The 16,779-nt window shown below is 33.7% G+C and carries 34 protein-coding genes; 3 read left to right on the top strand and 31 right to left on the bottom strand.

Annotated features, from left to right (window positions below; genetic code table 11):
• Positions 1 to 239 precede the first annotated feature (239 nt).
• The 4 genes from NYE68_RS10040 to NYE68_RS10025 form a co-directional block, all read right to left on the bottom strand.
• Positions 240 to 521: a hypothetical protein gene (locus NYE68_RS10040; RefSeq protein ID WP_342494105.1), complete on the bottom strand. Its 282-nt coding sequence runs from the start codon at positions 519 to 521 to the stop codon at positions 240 to 242.
• A gap of 31 nt (positions 522 to 552) precedes the next feature.
• Positions 553 to 777, bottom strand: a complete 225-nt coding sequence (locus NYE68_RS10035; protein ID WP_069007467.1) for a hypothetical protein — start codon at positions 775 to 777, stop codon at positions 553 to 555.
• Between the two features lie 108 nt (positions 778 to 885).
• Positions 886 to 1,131, bottom strand: coding sequence for a hypothetical protein (locus tag NYE68_RS10030; RefSeq protein ID WP_045207902.1), 246 nt, complete (start codon positions 1,129 to 1,131; stop codon positions 886 to 888).
• Between the two features lie 74 nt (positions 1,132 to 1,205).
• Positions 1,206 to 1,505 (bottom strand): hypothetical protein, encoded by a 300-nt coding sequence (locus tag NYE68_RS10025; protein WP_045207904.1) that lies wholly within the window; start codon positions 1,503 to 1,505, stop codon positions 1,206 to 1,208.
• A gap of 164 nt (positions 1,506 to 1,669) precedes the next feature.
• On the opposite strand from NYE68_RS10025, the gene NYE68_RS10020 reads away from it, so the two are divergent.
• Positions 1,670 to 1,891, top strand: coding sequence for a helix-turn-helix transcriptional regulator (locus NYE68_RS10020; RefSeq protein ID WP_045207905.1), 222 nt, complete (start codon positions 1,670 to 1,672; stop codon positions 1,889 to 1,891).
• Positions 1,892 to 2,111: 220 nt separating this feature from the next.
• Here NYE68_RS10020 and NYE68_RS10015 read toward each other — a convergent pair whose 3' ends face one another.
• From NYE68_RS10015 to NYE68_RS09950, 14 genes are all read right to left on the bottom strand, one after another.
• Positions 2,112 to 3,095, bottom strand: a complete 984-nt coding sequence (locus NYE68_RS10015; RefSeq protein WP_095353255.1) for an integrase — start codon at positions 3,093 to 3,095, stop codon at positions 2,112 to 2,114.
• A gap of 20 nt (positions 3,096 to 3,115) precedes the next feature.
• Complete coding sequence (locus tag NYE68_RS10010) at positions 3,116 to 4,465, bottom strand: DNA sulfur modification protein DndB (protein ID WP_045207908.1); 1,350 nt, start codon at positions 4,463 to 4,465, stop codon at positions 3,116 to 3,118.
• A 76-nt stretch (positions 4,466 to 4,541) separates the two neighbouring features.
• Positions 4,542 to 5,600, bottom strand: coding sequence for a tyrosine-type recombinase/integrase (locus NYE68_RS10005; protein WP_095353254.1), 1,059 nt, complete (start codon positions 5,598 to 5,600; stop codon positions 4,542 to 4,544).
• Positions 5,601 to 5,609: 9 nt separating this feature from the next.
• A complete protein-coding gene (locus NYE68_RS10000; protein WP_215532382.1) occupies positions 5,610 to 5,774 on the bottom strand; it encodes a hypothetical protein in 165 nt (54 codons plus the stop codon).
• 38 nt (positions 5,775 to 5,812) lie between these two features.
• Positions 5,813 to 6,043, bottom strand: coding sequence for a hypothetical protein (locus NYE68_RS09995; protein ID WP_014471999.1), 231 nt, complete (start codon positions 6,041 to 6,043; stop codon positions 5,813 to 5,815).
• A 14-nt stretch (positions 6,044 to 6,057) separates the two neighbouring features.
• Entirely contained in the window at positions 6,058 to 6,270 is a 213-nt protein-coding gene (locus NYE68_RS09990) for a hypothetical protein (RefSeq protein ID WP_014472000.1), read from the bottom strand.
• Positions 6,271 to 6,419: 149 nt separating this feature from the next.
• The gene (locus tag NYE68_RS09985) at positions 6,420 to 6,575 is read right to left on the bottom strand and encodes a hypothetical protein (RefSeq protein ID WP_179288787.1); all 156 of its coding nucleotides are present in this window, start codon (positions 6,573 to 6,575) and stop codon (positions 6,420 to 6,422) included.
• A 130-nt stretch (positions 6,576 to 6,705) separates the two neighbouring features.
• Complete coding sequence (locus NYE68_RS09980; protein WP_342494104.1) at positions 6,706 to 6,846, bottom strand: lysogeny pheromone AimP family peptide; 141 nt, start codon at positions 6,844 to 6,846, stop codon at positions 6,706 to 6,708.
• A 20-nt stretch (positions 6,847 to 6,866) separates the two neighbouring features.
• The gene (locus NYE68_RS09975; RefSeq protein WP_095353331.1) at positions 6,867 to 8,012 is read right to left on the bottom strand and encodes an AimR family lysis-lysogeny pheromone receptor; all 1,146 of its coding nucleotides are present in this window, start codon (positions 8,010 to 8,012) and stop codon (positions 6,867 to 6,869) included.
• A 218-nt stretch (positions 8,013 to 8,230) separates the two neighbouring features.
• Entirely contained in the window at positions 8,231 to 8,542 is a 312-nt protein-coding gene (locus NYE68_RS09970) for a hypothetical protein (RefSeq protein ID WP_342494103.1), read from the bottom strand.
• A gap of 5 nt (positions 8,543 to 8,547) precedes the next feature.
• Positions 8,548 to 9,156 carry a hypothetical protein gene (locus NYE68_RS09965; RefSeq protein ID WP_342494102.1) on the bottom strand — a complete coding sequence of 203 codons (609 nt, stop codon included), beginning with the start codon at positions 9,154 to 9,156 and terminating at the stop codon, positions 8,548 to 8,550.
• Complete coding sequence (locus NYE68_RS09960) at positions 9,141 to 9,272, bottom strand: hypothetical protein (protein ID WP_124692914.1); 132 nt, start codon at positions 9,270 to 9,272, stop codon at positions 9,141 to 9,143. The genes NYE68_RS09965 and NYE68_RS09960 overlap by 16 nt, the downstream gene beginning before the upstream one ends.
• A gap of 11 nt (positions 9,273 to 9,283) precedes the next feature.
• Entirely contained in the window at positions 9,284 to 9,499 is a 216-nt protein-coding gene (locus NYE68_RS09955) for a hypothetical protein (protein WP_053574292.1), read from the bottom strand.
• A 2-nt stretch (positions 9,500 to 9,501) separates the two neighbouring features.
• Positions 9,502 to 9,753: a hypothetical protein gene (locus tag NYE68_RS09950; protein WP_342494101.1), complete on the bottom strand. Its 252-nt coding sequence runs from the start codon at positions 9,751 to 9,753 to the stop codon at positions 9,502 to 9,504.
• Positions 9,754 to 9,823: 70 nt separating this feature from the next.
• Between NYE68_RS09950 and NYE68_RS09945 the strand changes: the two genes are divergently transcribed.
• A complete protein-coding gene (locus NYE68_RS09945; RefSeq protein WP_342494100.1) occupies positions 9,824 to 10,006 on the top strand; it encodes a hypothetical protein in 183 nt (60 codons plus the stop codon).
• Between the two features lie 14 nt (positions 10,007 to 10,020).
• On the opposite strand, the gene NYE68_RS09940 is transcribed toward NYE68_RS09945, so the two are convergent.
• The 8 genes from NYE68_RS09940 to NYE68_RS09905 form a co-directional block, all read right to left on the bottom strand.
• The gene (locus NYE68_RS09940) at positions 10,021 to 10,251 is read right to left on the bottom strand and encodes a hypothetical protein (RefSeq protein WP_342494099.1); all 231 of its coding nucleotides are present in this window, start codon (positions 10,249 to 10,251) and stop codon (positions 10,021 to 10,023) included.
• A 24-nt stretch (positions 10,252 to 10,275) separates the two neighbouring features.
• Complete coding sequence (locus NYE68_RS09935) at positions 10,276 to 10,503, bottom strand: hypothetical protein (RefSeq protein WP_327973125.1); 228 nt, start codon at positions 10,501 to 10,503, stop codon at positions 10,276 to 10,278.
• A 53-nt stretch (positions 10,504 to 10,556) separates the two neighbouring features.
• Positions 10,557 to 11,867 (bottom strand): RES domain-containing protein, encoded by a 1,311-nt coding sequence (locus tag NYE68_RS09930; protein WP_215532385.1) that lies wholly within the window; start codon positions 11,865 to 11,867, stop codon positions 10,557 to 10,559.
• 126 nt (positions 11,868 to 11,993) lie between these two features.
• Positions 11,994 to 12,209 carry a hypothetical protein gene (locus NYE68_RS09925; protein WP_069007545.1) on the bottom strand — a complete coding sequence of 72 codons (216 nt, stop codon included), beginning with the start codon at positions 12,207 to 12,209 and terminating at the stop codon, positions 11,994 to 11,996.
• A 91-nt stretch (positions 12,210 to 12,300) separates the two neighbouring features.
• Positions 12,301 to 12,516 (bottom strand): helix-turn-helix transcriptional regulator, encoded by a 216-nt coding sequence (locus NYE68_RS09920; protein ID WP_342494098.1) that lies wholly within the window; start codon positions 12,514 to 12,516, stop codon positions 12,301 to 12,303.
• A gap of 47 nt (positions 12,517 to 12,563) precedes the next feature.
• A complete protein-coding gene (locus NYE68_RS09915; RefSeq protein ID WP_342494097.1) occupies positions 12,564 to 12,776 on the bottom strand; it encodes a helix-turn-helix transcriptional regulator in 213 nt (70 codons plus the stop codon).
• 93 nt (positions 12,777 to 12,869) lie between these two features.
• Entirely contained in the window at positions 12,870 to 13,316 is a 447-nt protein-coding gene (locus NYE68_RS09910) for a hypothetical protein (protein WP_342494096.1), read from the bottom strand.
• A 79-nt stretch (positions 13,317 to 13,395) separates the two neighbouring features.
• Complete coding sequence (locus NYE68_RS09905) at positions 13,396 to 13,668, bottom strand: hypothetical protein (protein WP_113766192.1); 273 nt, start codon at positions 13,666 to 13,668, stop codon at positions 13,396 to 13,398.
• A gap of 469 nt (positions 13,669 to 14,137) precedes the next feature.
• Here NYE68_RS09905 and NYE68_RS09900 point away from each other — a divergent pair, with 469 nt between their 5' ends.
• Positions 14,138 to 15,229: an acyltransferase gene (locus NYE68_RS09900; protein WP_342494095.1), complete on the top strand. Its 1,092-nt coding sequence runs from the start codon at positions 14,138 to 14,140 to the stop codon at positions 15,227 to 15,229.
• A 218-nt stretch (positions 15,230 to 15,447) separates the two neighbouring features.
• Here NYE68_RS09900 and NYE68_RS09895 read toward each other — a convergent pair whose 3' ends face one another.
• The 5 genes from NYE68_RS09895 to NYE68_RS09875 are packed head-to-tail and all read right to left on the bottom strand — an operon-like array spanning position 15,448 to position 16,659.
• Positions 15,448 to 15,630: a hypothetical protein gene (locus tag NYE68_RS09895; protein ID WP_342494094.1), complete on the bottom strand. Its 183-nt coding sequence runs from the start codon at positions 15,628 to 15,630 to the stop codon at positions 15,448 to 15,450.
• Entirely contained in the window at positions 15,630 to 15,827 is a 198-nt protein-coding gene (locus NYE68_RS09890; RefSeq protein ID WP_095353135.1) for a hypothetical protein, read from the bottom strand. Before NYE68_RS09890 ends, NYE68_RS09895 begins: the two co-directional genes overlap by 1 nt.
• A 25-nt stretch (positions 15,828 to 15,852) precedes the next feature.
• Positions 15,853 to 16,017: a hypothetical protein gene (locus NYE68_RS09885; protein WP_342494093.1), complete on the bottom strand. Its 165-nt coding sequence runs from the start codon at positions 16,015 to 16,017 to the stop codon at positions 15,853 to 15,855.
• 38 nt (positions 16,018 to 16,055) lie between these two features.
• On the bottom strand, positions 16,056 to 16,382 hold the full coding sequence (locus NYE68_RS09880) for a hypothetical protein (protein ID WP_342494092.1): 327 nt from the start codon (positions 16,380 to 16,382) through the stop codon (positions 16,056 to 16,058).
• A gap of 31 nt (positions 16,383 to 16,413) precedes the next feature.
• Positions 16,414 to 16,659, bottom strand: a complete 246-nt coding sequence (locus NYE68_RS09875; protein WP_342494091.1) for a hypothetical protein — start codon at positions 16,657 to 16,659, stop codon at positions 16,414 to 16,416.
• Between the last annotated feature and the right edge of the window lie 120 nt (positions 16,660 to 16,779).

Genomic DNA, 16,779 nt, shown 5'->3' with positions numbered 1-16,779 from the left:
AAGATGACTTTCCATTCTGGTTATCAATTCTTTTAGCATGATTTACTCAGTACGTTTTCGATGATCGCCAGTGTTTTGTGTTAGATTTTTAATGTCAGACCGCAAAGCAAACTTTAAAGGCTTTTCAAAGATTGGCGCAGTATTTTCATAGGTATCCAACCCACACGGTTTCACAACATAAACTCTTCATTACTTCACTCCTCGCTATCGCCTATCGGCCCACACTCTGTATGCTGTGTTCATAATTTCCGTGCCTCCTTTGGGTTTTCGTCACACATTTCTTTTAGCGTCTTCACAAACTCTTTTTCTCTCATATTCAACGGTGTATACCACTTTATAACTTCGTGAAACGGCCGGAGATAATTTGCAAGTGTATCTTCAGCATCTTCCCTTCCTTTTGTTGTCCCAGTAAAATTATTTAAATAGTCTTCACGCGTCATATTTATGTGCGTTGGGCAGTCTACCACTGAACTAAATCGGCAGTACCGTCCATTCGGCTGCTTAGCGATTAATGCACCCATGTTATTCCTCTTTATCTGAATTCTATAAAACTTACATTTTATTTTTATCCTCAATATATTCATGCTGATTCACAACATCACGAAGTATGTATTGTATTTCCTCTAAATTGTCTTTAACAAAATCCAAGTCTCCAATTGCCATTCTGATTTCACCATTATCTATGCTGCGTAAAGACCTTTCACATGATGCTAAGAGCTTTGCATATTTCCTTAAAACCATTGTTCTTATTTGATTATTAGTTGGTTCATTAATCAATAACTAAAGCTATCTCCTTTCCTTATTCTAATTCGATTATATAACCTCAACCAAATGTTGTAAATACTTATTTTATTTTTACTCTAAATTATTTTAAAAAAATCAGCTTTACTCATACTGTAAAGCTGCTGTCTTCATAAACGTCTTCATGCCGTCCAGTTTCCAAAGAGTTTCATTTATTTTGTCTCTAAATTCTAAAACTGAAGCATGATCCATTCTAATCCTCAAACAATCCCCATTGTTTTTAAAAATAATTTCTATGTAGTAATCTCCACTTTGTATGTTCTTAGAACCAACACTCATGGAAACTGATCTCATAATGTCTTTCAAGTCAATTTCAAGATTAAAATCCATTGTATGCTCCAGTCTGACTAAAAAGTCACCAATTTTTTATGTCTCATGATGACTGACAAGATGTGTATGTGCATTTATTTTATTGATAACAGCTGAGAAGATTTATAGCCTTCATTTTCAAACGAATCGTCTATTTCTTCGGCATAAGAGGTTGTTATTTCTGCATCCTCTGTACACATGATGTCTACATCAAATAGTGCCTCATATTTTTCTTGATCTTTTTGAAGAAACCCCATTTTCCCTGTTTTATTTCTTAATTTCTTTTTAATTGATTGATATGCGAACAAAAGTGCTTCCTCTTCATTCTTGGCTTTTATTCTGCCGAAAAAAGGTATGCACAGCTCCCCTTGAATGAAATAATCCTTTTCTGACATACGTTTCCCTCTCTCTGGTAGTAATTAACCGAACTTACGTTCCCTTTTTGGTGACTTAATTATAACCTTTTACCTAGTTAGTGGCAAATCTTTTTTCTTTCATTTAAAAACTTGGAAAGAATTGATATAGTATGATAAGCAATACTATAACAGGAGGTTGTCCGATGCTGGAGGTTGAAATCGGACAATGTTTGATATCCATTCTCCTTGAAAGTAGAGGAATGTCCTTAGGAGAACTTTCAAAGCGAACAGGCATTAGTACGCAAAGATTAAGTGACTATGCAAACGGCTTTAGACCTTCCATGAATATAAAAACGGCTAAAATCATTGCTATTGCACTTAACTGTTCGATTGAAGATCTCTATGAATGGAAAATCAAACATTGACTTAAACGCTAGGGAGTTTGGCCTAGCGAACCTCTTTGTACCCTTTTCAGGGTATAGAACTATTTTACTGCATATGTACAAATTTGTCTCTGTCTAACTTTGTCGAATTCTGAAAAATATGAACAAAATCCTGATATTTTTCTAAAAATATCACGAGTTAATTCACATTGTTTTTATTTTTACTCTAAAAGTTATGTAAAGTTAATCCCTGTAACAGGGATTAAGAATTAGCCTCAATTACTTCAGACTTGATACAATATTTTTCTAAGTTCTCCATATTCACTACTTTCCTCAGTGATTGTGAATTAAACTCCGCGTCTTTATTCAGGAATCCATATTGTCGAGTTATTTTTTTATAATCAGGTACTTTTAATTCACCCTTCTCTTTATATATCTCATACGCCATGTTGAGCTTTCCTGAGTTGATAAGATTTTTAGGTGTAAAGAAAGGTTCTTCTAAAAATTTTTGAAACTGACTAAAAGAACGGTGAACTAAAAATTTGTCAGCTTTCATACTCTGATTAGAACTCTTATATTTTAGCCTAAAAATATTTTCGCTTTTAACTAATGTGGCAAATTTGTTTTTAAGGCCACTATCTGGAGAACCATTGCTAAGATGATATGTTCTTTGGTCATTAGCACGCTTAAGCAACTCATAACATTTATCACTTACAGTAATTATTCTTATACCATGTTTATCATCTACTAGCTTCACCTTGTTATCATCGAGTAAATCGTCACCTGTTAAATTCAGTAACTCAGAATGCTGATAACCATCTATACCTTCATAAATAGCCTGTATCATGGCCTTATCCTGATAATTAACCATAAAATCAACATACTCTTCTACTTCTTTATTGGTGAATAGTGTTTTTTTGTTTTTGTCTATAAACTGCTTTAGGTCACCATCCTGTATCTGATACACTTTGTTAATATTACTGTTTGCCAAGCCATTTTCCATTGCCCATGTTGTGTATTGTCCAATTACAGCTCTTGCTCCTCTTAGTGAATCTATAGATTTGCTATCTAAATCTAAAAATAACGTACGCAGCTCTTCCAAAGAAAAATTAAATATGTCTTTTTGAAGTATTTTTTCTGTAGCTGAGAAATCCCTTAGCCTTAGCCAATAATGGTTTCTTGTTGCTTCACTTTCGTATTTCTCTAAAAACTTTTCCTTCAATTCAGCATTATACATTTCACTCATATTAAATTCTCCTTTAAGCTTTAAACAACAGCAATTTCATCATAAAATATTCTCTTTAGTTTCTTCTTCATAGCAGTCTTCAGTTGATTTTCATTATTTCGTCTTCCTAATTCTTCAAACACTCTTCCGCTCTTACTAAAGTCAATTGTATTAAGGATACTTTCAAGCTTGTTTAGTTCTACATTGTTTTCCTTCATCTTCTTGGCCAAATAAACATAACCGTAAAACATTACGTTATGATTAATGTATGATTGCTTTCTAATGGACGATAAATCATCTTCAAGAAATTCATCTGGGAAGGCATAAAAAAGGTTATCAAAAAAGTCGACCAGGTATTTCGCAATTTTCAACGCATCTTTTCGAGATTTCAACTCAAATGCATCGTCTATAGCTTCGGATAAAGTATAATATGTCACAAGGAAATTGCTATCGATACCAATTTCACTTTGTGGGCTTATTTTATTTTTAAGTTCACTTTTAAATTTAAGCTGCTCGACAACTGTTGAAGAATACCGTTTTTGCCCTAATTCTTCAATTCTGGATTTTTCAACTGGGTTTATTGTGTTCATTTGAGCAAAGTGAACCTTAGCCTTTTCTTCATCGTAATTGAGTACATTTAAAATGAATGGTTGATCCAATTCAGGGACTTCAGCAATGGCCTTAACAATACCTGAAATTCGATGGTATCCATCTAGAGCATCTAATAAGGTTCCGCGTGTTACAGTGAGGGTTTGAGTGCTTGGATCATATTCAACTTCTTCATCACCATCAGATGTTCCAAGACGAGCGTTAAAAGTTAACATTGATACAATTAAATCACCTTTGATAAACAATTCTTTGATCTCATCAACTGATTTAGGGTTTGTTTTAGGGACAGGAATAAGACTGCCTTTAATATACTTTCCTTCACGCTGAGTGTTGTAATTGTACTGCAGGATGGAGCTATTATATAACTCACTAAGTTCTTTGGCAGTAATGGAAGTGACATAGTTATCCTCTTTGATTTTAATCACATTTTTAAACTTGTATGGGAGCTTAACTACTTCTTCACCGGCGAATACTCTCCCACCTTCAAGCTCTTTTGCCAATCTGGTTGGAAAATAATTTGACGGATCTAAAGCTGGCGCCCCGAGAATTGAATACATCTCTTTTGAAACAATGTACACTTCTTTTTCGTTTAAACGCTGTACGTTATTATCATTATTATTTAAAATTTCTTGGATATAACCAGGGAGGGCCTTGTATTTTTCCGCCATCGTAGCTTTTAATTCCTTCACCATATTGGAATCATCTTTAATATCAATAAGCCTTCCCTCTATTTCAGTTTTTAACTTATAAAGTTTATCCGTTGTCAACAAAACTTCAGACACATTATCACCTCACATAATCATATTAAATTTATCATTATTTTCATAAGCAAGTAAAGCTTTTATATGATTATTTGTATCACTTGTTTAAAAACATTTTAAGTTTACTCTGTATATACATGTCTGATTTTAAAAAGAATTCTTTATATTGCTCTAAGGTAACATCATCTAAAAAGGACATGTCTTCTTTTTGATCAACCAAAACCCCTGGATCTTGAGAATAATCCCTTTCATTGTTTAAATAATGATCATTCAAAACATTGATATTGCTGTGACCAGAGAACGCTGCAACTTTTTTAATATCACCATTAACGCTGTAAGAAAAGTTTGTTGCAGTATTGCGTAAACTATGCGGAGTTATCTTTCTTTCTTTTGGAATGCCCATAACTCTACATACGCGATTCCACATATCCTGTATTGAATCAACTGTTAACTTATGAAATAACAGTTCATGCTCCCCATACTCTTGCTTTAACAGCAACAACTCTTCATAAAAAGCTGTGGAAATTCCAACTGGCCTAGCCTTTTTTTGCTTGGTTTTTTTAAAGTTGACGAGATAGCATTGATGCTTTTCTGAATAAGTAATATCATCCCACCCAACTCTAAGCACCTCTGATTTACGCCCTCCAGTGCGTGCACTAAACAAAATAAACATCTTTTTCATTAATCTGTTCTGACGCTCAGTAACATACGCTGCTTCAGCAAATTCATCAGCTTCAGATATTCCTTCAAAAGAACCTGCTGGGTTCTTTTCTGTTGGAAGAGGCCTAAAATTAAATACAGATGCATCACAATCATGTTCAGATTCAAGATACTTAATCATACTTTTTAGTGCGGCAATCTTATTGTTAATTGTTGAATTCGAGTTGCTTTTATTTTTAGCCAAATGAGTTCGATAATCATACAGGTCGCTCTTCTTAATCGCCAGGTCACTGTCAGTTAAATATTCAATATCCTTGGCAGCATAGTGGTTGAAAAACTCTCTTATATGCCTTTCATACGTGGCTCTAGTATTAGACTTTTCAATTTCTCCAGTTTTTTGATCCCTGTTTCTTAAATCTAATTCATCAAACCACCTATTTATGTTGTTGAATATTGAATAATCCCTTAGTGTTGACGCTTTCTTTTGAGCTTCCATAATGACACCTCATATCATTTTTTTCATTAAGTATTGATCAAATTCTTTCCACGCAACAATCCATTCGTTTTCACCGTGATTATTACTCAGCAGCATTATATTGGCGTTACAGATTTTCATTTGCTTTAACATGTCGTATTCTTTAAACGCGTTAATTAAGATGTCTGTATTCATTTTATCACACCTAATTTATTTTTATCCTATAATAAAATTCAGTTTAGGACATTTACCCTCTCGTCCTTACAGACGTTTATAATTGGCATCCCCGTCAATTCCTCATAAAGCTCCTCTTCGAACCCAACCCATTCATCACTTGTTGCTTCTCTTCGTAAGAACTCATTATAAGCAACTGCTATCTCAGGCTGCTCTAGAAATTTTAAAACGATCATATGCTTTTTCCAAACTTTAGCCTTGTTTTCTTCTGTGTAATATTTATTATTCATTTTAATTTTACTCCTTAAATGCATTTTATAGAATTCTTTTGTTCTTTAATGAGGTTATATTCTTTATGATTTTTTCTCATTGTAGTTACATTATTAGGTGTAAACACATCTGGATCCTCTAGGTGGAGATTTACGCGTGTGAAGTTCTTTAGTTGTTTTATGTATTGATATTGTCTTAATGATGTAATCTTCAACTCTTCCTTTTGAGTGGCACTGGTTGTTTCCATTGTTTCATCTCCCAACAACGTTCATCTTGTAACTTCATTATATATGTTGCTACAATAATATGCAATGATTTATTTTATTTTTATTCAAGACAAAAAACACATCCCCCACGTATGTGTTAAAATGTCTGCTAATTTGTCTTTAATCCTCATTAGGATACCTTTGCTTTATATTTTGATCTAACCATATCTGCTTCATTTTCAAGATGATTATCTTCCTGGGAAATTTCAAGATTAATAGGTGCCATTTCTTCGTAACCTTTGGCCATGTCTTCATAAGAAAGTGCTTGTGCGAAACGCTTTTTCATTTTAATTCCCCCATGTTCTCGTTTTTTATATTATGAATTTCTGGAACATTCTCTTAAAATTAGAAAAGACGCCTGATCCACTGGATCAAACGTCTAACCATTGATTATGTAGTATCGCTGTTGTGATTTTTTAAGCCCCACGAATAATGCTTGCTACACTAATTTCATCGTTTGGAGCTGCAATGCTTACTGATTTTTGTCCTGCAACAAAAGATAATGCCAGAGCCGCAATAATAGCTACACCTAAAATCGTTTTTTTCAACAACCTCACCCCCTTTCAATAGCATCGATCTAAATTGAAATAAGACTTAACAGTTCTGTGTCCGCGCCCATTTTCTTAAGTTCAATCAAGGGCAATTGGACTGAATATTTGTCATCTGATTTTTTGAAACAGCGTATAGATTTATAAAAATCAGATTTATCTACAGATATTAAACCTCTATAATAAAAATAAAATCCCATCTCATTCTCATCTTGTTCTCTTATTGATAACTCATTTAAAATCTCATTAGCTTTATCAACTTCGCCTTTTCGTATATAATGGTATGCTTTCAATTGCAAGTATTTAGTATTCTGTGATTCATAATTCACCCAAAAATTCTCTTTGTCCCAAAAGCTTGCAAGAAAACATAATGCTCCGTCTAACATCTCTTTGTGAATTGTGTTACTTGCATACTTAGCACCATTCATATATGACCGTTTAGCCTCTTCAAAATTTTCGAATATGAAAGAGTTTCCGATTGTTAAATATGCAAAAAAACAAATCCTGTTCACGTTCGTAGTTTCAGTGGCATATAAACAATATTTTCTTGCTTCAATTAAATTGTTCTCATTGAAGCTTATATTAGCTTTCAACAAGCTTACTCTGGAGGTATATAAACCTTTTATGTAACCGTCTGTTAATTCTTGAAAGTCCAGCAATTTTGCTGTGCTTTTCATTAATCCAAATTCACCGATTTTTAGGTATTCATACATTAACATTGCATTTGAGAAAAATACCATTTCCGCTGTTTTGCATTTTCCAGTTTCCCTGATTGCTTCAGTTAAGGATATCTTGTTTTCTGTTAACTTTCTATGTATATTATAGGTCTTACCCCATTCTTTACTTGTCGCATTTTTTGAATTGCATAAATTTAAAATAATCTTGTCAGTTAATGAATCCCATTGATTTATATCAGAGTATTCAACAGATTGTCTAGCACATTTTTTGTTGGGATCCAATGATAAGAAGTAATCACTTAGAAGTTGCTCTTCATTATCAGGAAACAAGCTTTTAACAATATTAATTAAACCGCCTAAGTTGTCCATTTCTTTCTCTGGGGTGTTGATGAATTTGTAAAAGCCATTAACCTTTTCGTACCCTGCTATTTTTGAGAGTTTTGCTGCGAGCTGGTTGTCTTTTTCACATTCATTCTTAATCTTCTGCTTAAGATTCATTGGTTACTCCACCCCTTCCCAACTAATGTTCCCTTGTTTATAATATACATTAGAGTTGTCAGAATTACAAGTATTTATTTTATTTTTATTCTAATTATTTTTTGAAGGATCCTTATCTGATTAAAATTCGTATTTTATTTGAACCGGCACAATAAGAACCCTTACTGTGCCTTAAAGATATTAGTCCGAGTTTATCTTTATTGCTCCTTATCACCAGGTCAAATACACATTTCAATTTCCCTTTTTAACTTCTTTTTTGTTTCTTCATCTAATTTGTTATAGAGAGTGCGAAGAAGATAACGCTGATCAATAATCATGTCAACTAAGACTGACTTAGTACGTTTATTTAAGCCCGCTTTTGTCAGTAGCCACTCGTCTTCATACCCAATAAACTCAAGCAGCACTGATTCAAGATCGCGTATCCGTTTTTCCATTTGATCTTTGTATTCAGCTCCTGCTCTAAAACCATTTTTAAACTCTTCATTATCAAATTTGTTCTTATTTAGATTATTGATAAATGTTTCATCCATGTCCATCAACCGCCAAAATATGTGAAATCAAAATAGTACTCAGAGGCATTATCTTTAAACTTCATGTCAAGTAATAGCTCTACCCCTTCGTTCCCTCTTTCAACCGGTATCACGGAAACATCATGTGTACCTAATGGGTAACAATTTAAAAAGAGTTTAGCACTCTCTTCTCCTCTCTTTATTGCATTATCTATGTTGATATTTGAATTGTTTTCTTGAAATTCTTTATTAATACTTTGTAATACAAAAAATGCCTCAACTTTATCTTCAGATGCCCTGCTATTCGCAACAGTCCTATTTACTTTGTGATCAAATGAATCTCCGATTAATGGCAATGTAAAAAGCTTAAACGCTGTATCCTGAAGAATTTCTTTTTTACCTTTTTCATAAATATCAATGTAATACTCTTTATATAATATCTCATTAACAAATTCTTTTGTTTTTAAATCAACACTTTTTGAAGGATATTTCCCTTTTGGGGTTGCTACCAATAAAATAATGGATTCGTAATTCACGCTAAGGCATTTTCTATAATTATTTAGTTCTTCCATTCTAAAACCTTCTCCCTTTACATTAATTTTATTTAGACTTCTGTTTTTTAAAGCCTCTTCCATTCAACATACTCAAATCGTTGCTGATAAAGGTCTTCCAGGATTGAAGCCCATTCAACCCAGCCATCCGCAACAATACTTTTCTTCTTCCCATCCTCAATCCATTCAATCCAGTACACTTGAACACTCCTCACCTAGTAATAACTTCAATTTGTCTTATAGCAGAAGTGGCTTTAAACTCTGTGTGCAGCTCGTTTGCGATTACTAAAGCTTCTGACATTGTAGTGAACTTAGAAGCGCCATGAAGCCCCTTAGATGTCTTATAACCACTTCCATCTAATTTAAATGACTTGAAGTAATCATCATTTTCAAATTGAATAACAAAAAAGTTATCGATAACCGGCATAGCTAACGCCTCTTCAGCAGACCAGCAATTTTTATGGTCAGTGGCAGCAATCCAATTAATATGTAAAACACCATGATATTTATTTTATTCTTAAAGAACAGTTCAATCATATTCTGCTCCATACCTGGTGAAAATGAATCAATCAATTCCTGCTTAAACTCTTCATCATAAACCTGATCAACAAATAAGGCCTTAAATCCCGTTAGAAAGCCAATACCAAGCCAGAGCATTAAGAAATATGCTATTCCAATCAAATTAAAACCCTCCTTATATACATCGTCTGGTATTATAGTAGTGTTAAATACTTTGTGTAGGTGAAATTTAATGGAAGAGAAAGATTTTGAGACTAATGGCTACGATGTAACAGTTGCATATGATTATAAGGAGTATCCCGATGTTAAATATGGACGCTGTGACAACTGTGATTACGCTTTATTCAAGAGTTCAGTGAAAAGTGGTGTATTTTTGCGTGAGTGTCGTAGGTGTGGTATGAAGAAGAGCATTTAGTTTGATGCTCTTTTTTATTTCACTGGAATCATGTAGCTTACATAAACTTCAATTCCGTCTTCAGTTTTATATTCCGCAATTTTGTCTGGATCCGATTCAATCTTTTCAATAAGCCTCTTTGCACTTTTATTACCCTTTTCACTATTTGCAGCAACAATCCAAGACCAATAATTCCATTCAGAGATGCAGGACTTAATCTTTTCTGGTATCTTGTGACCTATTGTGTAAACCTTGATCATTTGCATACTACCCTCCAAATCTTCAGATCATCATTTAATCCAATTTGCTTGTGGAACGCTCAATACTCGATATTGTTCATCTAAGTAAGCATGTTTCCTTTCCCACGTACTCTTCTTCCATGCTTCTTGACTGGTGAATGACGGATCTAAAGGCTTTGGGTATTCTCCGTTCATCCATCCATCTTCAATATGATTCAGTTTGGCTTCGTTTCCTTTATCATCGTATTTGTACCATACAGTTATCATTTTGGCTGCCATATGTCCTCCCTCTCCCTTTAAAATCGTAGTTTTATTTAGATATTCAGTTACAGTTAGTCTTTAACAACTGATCTATATCTAATTAAAAAGGCCTCTAGTCTCCCCAACTCTGTTTTATGGTAATCATGATGAGTCCCTTCGGTTTCTGGAAATAATGGATTTTTGAAAGGAAGCGATTCTGGTGAGTCCTTAAGACTTTGGAACGTTTCCCAAGCTACGGGGTCAGATATTTGGAATGTATCGCCCAATAACGAACAATGTCCACTGTCTTTTCTTTGCCTAACAGGAATAGCATAATTCTTATATAGCTTGTAATTTTCAATTGTTTGTCTGTTAATCTTAGAAGACAAATAACAGATTCCCCAGTATTCCGAAGACTTTGACTGTTTAACCCATTCAAGTAAAAATTGAGAAATTATATATTCTGGTTTAAAAACATCGCTTTTATTTTTCACTCTTATTGTACACACAGATATTAAAATCCATGTCATCAAGTAATCATCAAATTTATAATCACCACTAAGCTCAAAAAATTTTTTAAGGTTGTCAGCGAGTTCTTTAGGTGAAATACTCAAATTTAAAAGTTTCAATTCATCATTTTCAAGGTGAAAAACTGAAGTATAGATACTTTCATAATCAGGACTCTCTATTTCTTCCCAACAAACCTGAGCCGAGCTACCAAGGTAAAGACAAGGAAATCCAGGTATACTAAAACGTTGTGTTTTTATAATACCCCTTATCTCAAAGGGAATATGAAACATGTCCTCCTTAGAAGAAAGAACTTTAGTTTTACTAGACCTCATTCTAAATAATTCATTAGGAATACGTATACTATCAATATTGTATAAGAGGTTCTTAATATTTACCTCTTTTGAAAACTCCTCCATCCCCTTTGCGAATTCAACATAGGCCTGATGCACAGATCCGTCTAAGTATAAATCAATTGTTTTAGTAATTTGTTTTGCAAAAGACTCAATCTTGGTTATTTTTAAAGGGTTGAATGATGTTGTAGGTGGAAGCTTAGACAATTCTGCAATATATTCTGAATATAAATTCTTCATAAAAACATCTAAATCTTCACCCGTTCTTTCTATTGGAATATCGCATTTATCAATAATAAAACTTAATATTGGATATATTTCAATAGCCCATTCAATTAAAATGTCTAACCTTTCTTTATTTGAAAAGGTATTTATATTAATTTTTTCCTCCTTAATAACATCATTGGTGTTTTTGTCTGTGAATTCAGGTTTTACTGTTAACTCTTTAAAAATATCAAATGCAAGCTCTTTCAAAGAATCATTAATTTCCTCATGTTTCGATAAGTCTTTTTTTAGCCTTTTAGCTTTTCTATACAAATCCATTAATGTTCTCCTTATTAATTTTTCACCTTTTCCATAAAAGTACGATTTTAAAAAAATCGCCTGCAATTTCCCTTCATTTTCTATATTGCAGGCATCAGTAAAACCTCACTTAGTTATGTCCTTGTTTTACTTGACTCTTTCAACGAATCTTGATGCCAACTCCCTGTAAATTACTTCACTTATCATATGTAGTTGAGTGATATTCGTATTAAAAGTATCATGTAAATTTCTAACCTTGCCTTGTTCTAGGACACCAGTTTCCCGCCACTGTTTTAATTCATTAAAACAATCTGCCAGAAAGGCATCCGTTTGCTCTTTTAAATGTTGTTCTAAATTATTCATTCTCTTCACTCTCTTTTCCATTGTTTTTTAATGTTTCCTTAACTTGTAACTTTAGTATATCATGATCCCTAAAACGGATCAATGTTTTTTTCTAATTATTTTCATCTTTTTTAAATTCCATCAGTTCATTAATTGTGACGTCAAAATAAGAGCATATTTTTTCAATAAGGTCTGTTGGAACTCGCTTTATTTCACCCAGCCACATCAACCGTACGCTTTTATAATCGTGTTCCAGAATCCTCGATAGTTCCCTTATTCCGCTTATTCCTTTTTCTTCAGCTAGTTGCTTTAATTTGAATTCAATCATTTTAGAATCTCCCTTTATTTTTAGTAAGGAATCCACATCGGAAACATTTAATCATTTTGATCTCTTTTGTATGTTAGCAGCTCATGCAACTCAATATTTAAATAGGTACAGACTTTATCTAACAGGTCTCTTGGGTACCGCTCCATTTCATCGTGATAAAGCTTCCTAACTGTGTTAAAACCATGGTCAATATCATTGGACAGCTTTCGAATACTGATATTCTTTTCGTCTAATATCGGCTTTAAATTTGATTTAATCAATTTTACTACCTCACATTCATTATGTATGATCACTTTAAATTATCAGCATATCCATAAAAAAGGTCAAGGATATACCTTGACTATGTATTAAGCCTACCAATCATCATCCGGCTCATCATGTTCGAATCCATAAAAGCCTTTAATCCACACATCTCCGCAGCCGGCTCCTTTTGTGATCAATAAGTAATGATTTCTGTTTGCATCACCATTCACCTTATCAGCCGCGCTCAAGTTCAAATGATTACCCGTGAAATTCTTTTCACTAAGGGTAAAATCATATCCTGCCAGTGTAATTCTCTGCAGTTTAAAATTCAAGGTACATCCTTCGTATCCTTCGGCATTATAGATGGTGAACCTATATCCTAGCTTAGTTGGCCAATACTGCTCATTTGTATTATCAGCCATAAAAAAGCCCGTTTCATTCTCTGTCATTTTAAAGCTGACCTTATGTTCATCTTTTGTGATCTTAGCCGAAACAATTCCGCTACTCAAACACCAAGTTAAAGACACAGCAGCAATGCTCAAACCTAACTTTTTCATTTCCCCACCCCCTTCTTCCAAATTATACTACATTTAAAAAAGGGGGTGGTCTATAATAGGATGTCATCACAGAGACTTTTTATTTTACTTCTTCTGCGCCATATTCAATAAAAGATTCGACATCTTCTTCGTACTCAGCAATGGCTTCTTCTTCTGTTAAACCTTCTTGTTGCATTCTTTCTTCAACACTTAATACTCTACAAATCACTTCGTAATCTTCAAACGCTTCAAAGGCTTGCTGCCTAGCAATATTAATAGCCTCGTCATAACTATCAAAATCAAAAGCTTCTTCATCTCTTGTGATATCGTTTATTGAACCGCCCACGCCATAGAAAAGTTTATATTTTGTCATGTTGACCTCTCCCATTCGATAATTTTATTTTCATCTTGTAAATTAAGTATACAACGACTACTTAAAATAGTCAATAATTTATTTTAAATTTATTCTTATTTTTCAAACTTAAATTTAATAAGGCCTCCTCCTGGGTAAAATTAAAATATTCACATCTCCAAACCCACCTCATAATTTTCTGTATTTTCCTTCCTGCTTCTTTTCCATGATTTATATCGTACTTAGCCTAGGAAATGAAACTCCTTCTTTATCTGTGTTCACCGTGATACAGCAAGATATACATGTATCTATGAGTATCTATGTGTGTCTATATATATCAATATCATCATAAATCACACAAAAAAATTATATAAAGAACAAAAATATTCATTTTAAAGAACATTTCTTCCATTTTTATGATATAATCATCACTGCTTATAGGCACCCTTACTGCTTATTCGCTATATGGTATAGGAAAGAGGTTCTTTTAATGAACGTAAAACATTCTAACTGTTTCTTTGTTATCAGGCTGTTTGCTGCTCTATGTGTGTTAGTTGGTCATGCTACAAGAGATCTAAACATTTCTGTCTTTGGTTATACTCCAGAGAGTAAAGCAATGTTTCACACCGGTATATCAATCTTCTTTTTTCTAAGCGCATTTTTCCTTTTCACTTCTTATGAGAGATGCAAGCTTAAAGGAAACAATATAACCGATTTTTATTGGAGCCGAATTATCAGGATCGCACCCGCAATATACACCTATGCTATTACCTCCACGGTACTGTTAATTGTTCTAGGAGCTCTTTCATTAACAGTATTCACTACAAAAGATTACTGGATATGGCTTCTGAGTAATCTTGTGCTATACCCTCAATACTTCCCTGACATATTCCATCATATTGGCACAGGTCGCCTTAACGATTCACTTTGGACAATTCCTGTTCAAATTAGCTTTTACTTAGTGTTACCAGCTATTTATTGGTTTTATAAACGTTTCGGATTCAAAAAAATGATTCTTTGCTCTTTTGCTGTTGCCACCTTCAGTGTGTTGGTTTCTTTCATAATTTTAAAGTTCTGGCCTGGCAGTATGTTCGGTAACCTGTACTTACATTCTTTCCTGCCACAGATGTTTTATTTGACATTAGGCATCTTCTGGGCAAAGGCATGGAGCAAGTCGCCGCAACATAATGTTTTGTTTTTATCTTCTGTTATTTTATTTTTACTTATTAAGGTAGACCCCATACATCTTAGTTCAATAAACAGCACACTATGGAGCTTTTTATGGTTTGTGCCTTTGAGCTACGCAATCATTTGGTTCGGTTACAATGGGCCGAAAATATTGTGGCAGCTGAACCGGTTAGACGATATCAGTATGGGAATTTTCATATGGCACATGGTGATCATCAACATCTTCTTATACACTGGAATTAATAAAACATTGTCTGATTACCCGCTGATTATAGTTGTAATTGTTGTCACTGCTGCAATCGCATTTCTTTCGTACAGAATAGTGGAAAAACCTGCTCTTAAATTACGTAATATCAAGAAAAACAAACCAGTCAAAACAAGGATTGCGAGCTAACTGCAAGGGCTGTTCTTATGTAGGCAGCCCGAATCCTATTTAGCATGAAATGGTGTTTTTATTTATAATAGGCTTTGGAATACTAACGTTTCATCCAATAACTTTGATATTTTCGCTTTCACATGATGGACAGTCTTCATCAAAGTCATCGCCAATCCATCTATACTCACACTCTTCACACTTGATTAGTAGCTCATCCATTGTTCATCTCTCCTTTTTTATTCTGTTTCATAAACAACAGATGTCTTTTCATTTTCGTTTACCGTCTGTGCCACAATAAAGCCTGTATTTTCAAAAATTTCTCTGTAATCTTTAGGATTATGAATAACATAATGCTTAAATCCAAGTTTGTTTGCTCTCTCATTTGCAAGGTTGATTGCAAAATCTTTGCTATATCCCATTACAGCCCCTTTTTCATTTCTTGTAATTGTTTGTATACTTGCTCTAATTCATCATCGAATAACTGAAACTCTTTTATATCTTCTTCTGACTGTTTCACTTTAAAATCAACAGTAATCTCTCCGTTGGCGTCAGGGGTATTTATCTTATAAAAAACTTCCGCTCCATCATCGTAGTCAAATTTAATCCATTTCTTCATGTTAATCACCTTTCTTGTACATGTTTTATTTAATCTTAGCTTCAATTTGTACAAACTCTCCCAGTGGCTCAACACATGCTACTTCGTACATGCAGTCGTCATATGTATTGAGTAGAACCTGTGTTTCCTCTGTTATTTGCCCTTTGTCCATCATCTCTTGCAATGAATCAATCAATTGTTTAACCTTCATGGCTATTGTATTTCCCCTCTCTTTTGCTACCCAGTTGCCTAACTAATTAATGGCTTAATTTCTTTTACATATTCAAAAAACTGCTGTTGACCTTCAAGAATGCCAAACAATTCATGCCTACCAGTAAAGACCCATTGAGGTGACTCCCCATTTGTCTGTATCTCTACAGTAAAGCTTACTCCTTTTGTATTAATCTCTTCATCTTCCTCGAGTTCATAATGATGTTCAATTAATCTTTTCAATGTTTGACCGTCTTTTATTTCCTTAGAATAAAATGTCAACCCCTGATCTTCATATTCCTTTAGTTTAAAGCCGTTGTCCAGTAAGAATTGAAGGATGTTTTCATTTAATTTTGATTTTGTCATGCTTTATTCTCCTCTCTTTAAAACTGCTGTTTTATTCAGAATTGTTGTACAACCTATAATCTCCTTCGCCATCCTCATGATAAACATCTTTAGAGTCACAATTTTTGCAGATAAAGTTCCCTTCATTGAAGATATTGTCTATACCTGAATCTGAATAGTCTACATCATAAATCTTTCCGTTCCTCGCTCCACCTGTTGTATCGATAAGCTGTTTAGCCGCTACCGACAGCTCTAAGTAGAAAAAGCGTTCATTACCGCAATCATTACATTTAGCCATTGTTTAACGCCTCCTTATCCCGTTTAAGCTTCCGAATAGTTTCATTCTGTCTTTCTATAACATTTTCGTAATAGCAGAGCCTTTCTAAAGCGTGCGTAGGATTTTTCTTAATCCATCTCA

It is taken from the genome of Bacillus sp. FSL R5-0447, from assembly GCF_038606125.1.
Classification (GTDB): Bacteria; Bacillota; Bacilli; order Bacillales; family Bacillaceae; genus Bacillus; species Bacillus velezensis.
The sequence above is the reverse complement of the archived record's forward strand: the minus strand, read 5'-3'. Positions and strand labels throughout refer to the sequence as shown.

Coding starts and splice junctions, on each gene's coding strand:
- NYE68_RS09905 (WP_113766192.1), bottom strand. CDS start 13,668: ATGACAAAATATAAACTTTTCTATGGCGTGGGCGGTTCAATAAACGAT.
- NYE68_RS10005 (WP_095353254.1), bottom strand. CDS start 5,600: ATGGAAGCTCAAAAGAAAGCGTCAACACTAAGGGATTATTCAATATTC.
- NYE68_RS09985 (WP_179288787.1), bottom strand. CDS start 6,575: ATGAAAAAGCGTTTCGCACAAGCACTTTCTTATGAAGACATGGCCAAA.
- NYE68_RS09995 (WP_014471999.1), bottom strand. CDS start 6,043: ATGAATAATAAATATTACACAGAAGAAAACAAGGCTAAAGTTTGGAAA.
- NYE68_RS09955 (WP_053574292.1), bottom strand. CDS start 9,499: ATGCCGGTTATCGATAACTTTTTTGTTATTCAATTTGAAAATGATGAT.
- NYE68_RS09930 (WP_215532385.1), bottom strand. CDS start 11,867: ATGGATTTGTATAGAAAAGCTAAAAGGCTAAAAAAAGACTTATCGAAA.
- NYE68_RS10020 (WP_045207905.1), top strand. CDS start 1,670: ATGCTGGAGGTTGAAATCGGACAATGTTTGATATCCATTCTCCTTGAA.
- NYE68_RS09880 (WP_342494092.1), bottom strand. CDS start 16,382: ATGACAAAATCAAAATTAAATGAAAACATCCTTCAATTCTTACTGGAC.
- NYE68_RS10025 (WP_045207904.1), bottom strand. CDS start 1,505: ATGTCAGAAAAGGATTATTTCATTCAAGGGGAGCTGTGCATACCTTTT.
- NYE68_RS09910 (WP_342494096.1), bottom strand. CDS start 13,316: ATGAAAAAGTTAGGTTTGAGCATTGCTGCTGTGTCTTTAACTTGGTGT.
- NYE68_RS09970 (WP_342494103.1), bottom strand. CDS start 8,542: ATGGATGAAACATTTATCAATAATCTAAATAAGAACAAATTTGATAAT.
- NYE68_RS09920 (WP_342494098.1), bottom strand. CDS start 12,516: ATGATTGAATTCAAATTAAAGCAACTAGCTGAAGAAAAAGGAATAAGC.
- NYE68_RS09890 (WP_095353135.1), bottom strand. CDS start 15,827: ATGAAGAAATGGATTAAATTTGACTACGATGATGGAGCGGAAGTTTTT.
- NYE68_RS10000 (WP_215532382.1), bottom strand. CDS start 5,774: ATGAATACAGACATCTTAATTAACGCGTTTAAAGAATACGACATGTTA.
- NYE68_RS09875 (WP_342494091.1), bottom strand. CDS start 16,659: ATGGCTAAATGTAATGATTGCGGTAATGAACGCTTTTTCTACTTAGAG.
- NYE68_RS09990 (WP_014472000.1), bottom strand. CDS start 6,270: ATGGAAACAACCAGTGCCACTCAAAAGGAAGAGTTGAAGATTACATCA.
- NYE68_RS09925 (WP_069007545.1), bottom strand. CDS start 12,209: ATGAATAATTTAGAACAACATTTAAAAGAGCAAACGGATGCCTTTCTG.
- NYE68_RS10030 (WP_045207902.1), bottom strand. CDS start 1,131: ATGGATTTTAATCTTGAAATTGACTTGAAAGACATTATGAGATCAGTT.
- NYE68_RS09945 (WP_342494100.1), top strand. CDS start 9,824: ATGGAAGAGAAAGATTTTGAGACTAATGGCTACGATGTAACAGTTGCA.
- NYE68_RS09975 (WP_095353331.1), bottom strand. CDS start 8,012: ATGAATCTTAAGCAGAAGATTAAGAATGAATGTGAAAAAGACAACCAG.
- NYE68_RS09935 (WP_327973125.1), bottom strand. CDS start 10,503: ATGGCAGCCAAAATGATAACTGTATGGTACAAATACGATGATAAAGGA.
- NYE68_RS09885 (WP_342494093.1), bottom strand. CDS start 16,017: ATGAAGGTTAAACAATTGATTGATTCATTGCAAGAGATGATGGACAAA.
- NYE68_RS10015 (WP_095353255.1), bottom strand. CDS start 3,095: ATGAGTGAAATGTATAATGCTGAATTGAAGGAAAAGTTTTTAGAGAAA.
- NYE68_RS09965 (WP_342494102.1), bottom strand. CDS start 9,156: ATGGAAGAGGCTTTAAAAAACAGAAGTCTAAATAAAATTAATGTAAAG.
- NYE68_RS09900 (WP_342494095.1), top strand. CDS start 14,138: ATGAACGTAAAACATTCTAACTGTTTCTTTGTTATCAGGCTGTTTGCT.
- NYE68_RS10040 (WP_342494105.1), bottom strand. CDS start 521: ATGGGTGCATTAATCGCTAAGCAGCCGAATGGACGGTACTGCCGATTT.
- NYE68_RS09895 (WP_342494094.1), bottom strand. CDS start 15,630: ATGGGATATAGCAAAGATTTTGCAATCAACCTTGCAAATGAGAGAGCA.
- NYE68_RS09940 (WP_342494099.1), bottom strand. CDS start 10,251: ATGCAAATGATCAAGGTTTACACAATAGGTCACAAGATACCAGAAAAG.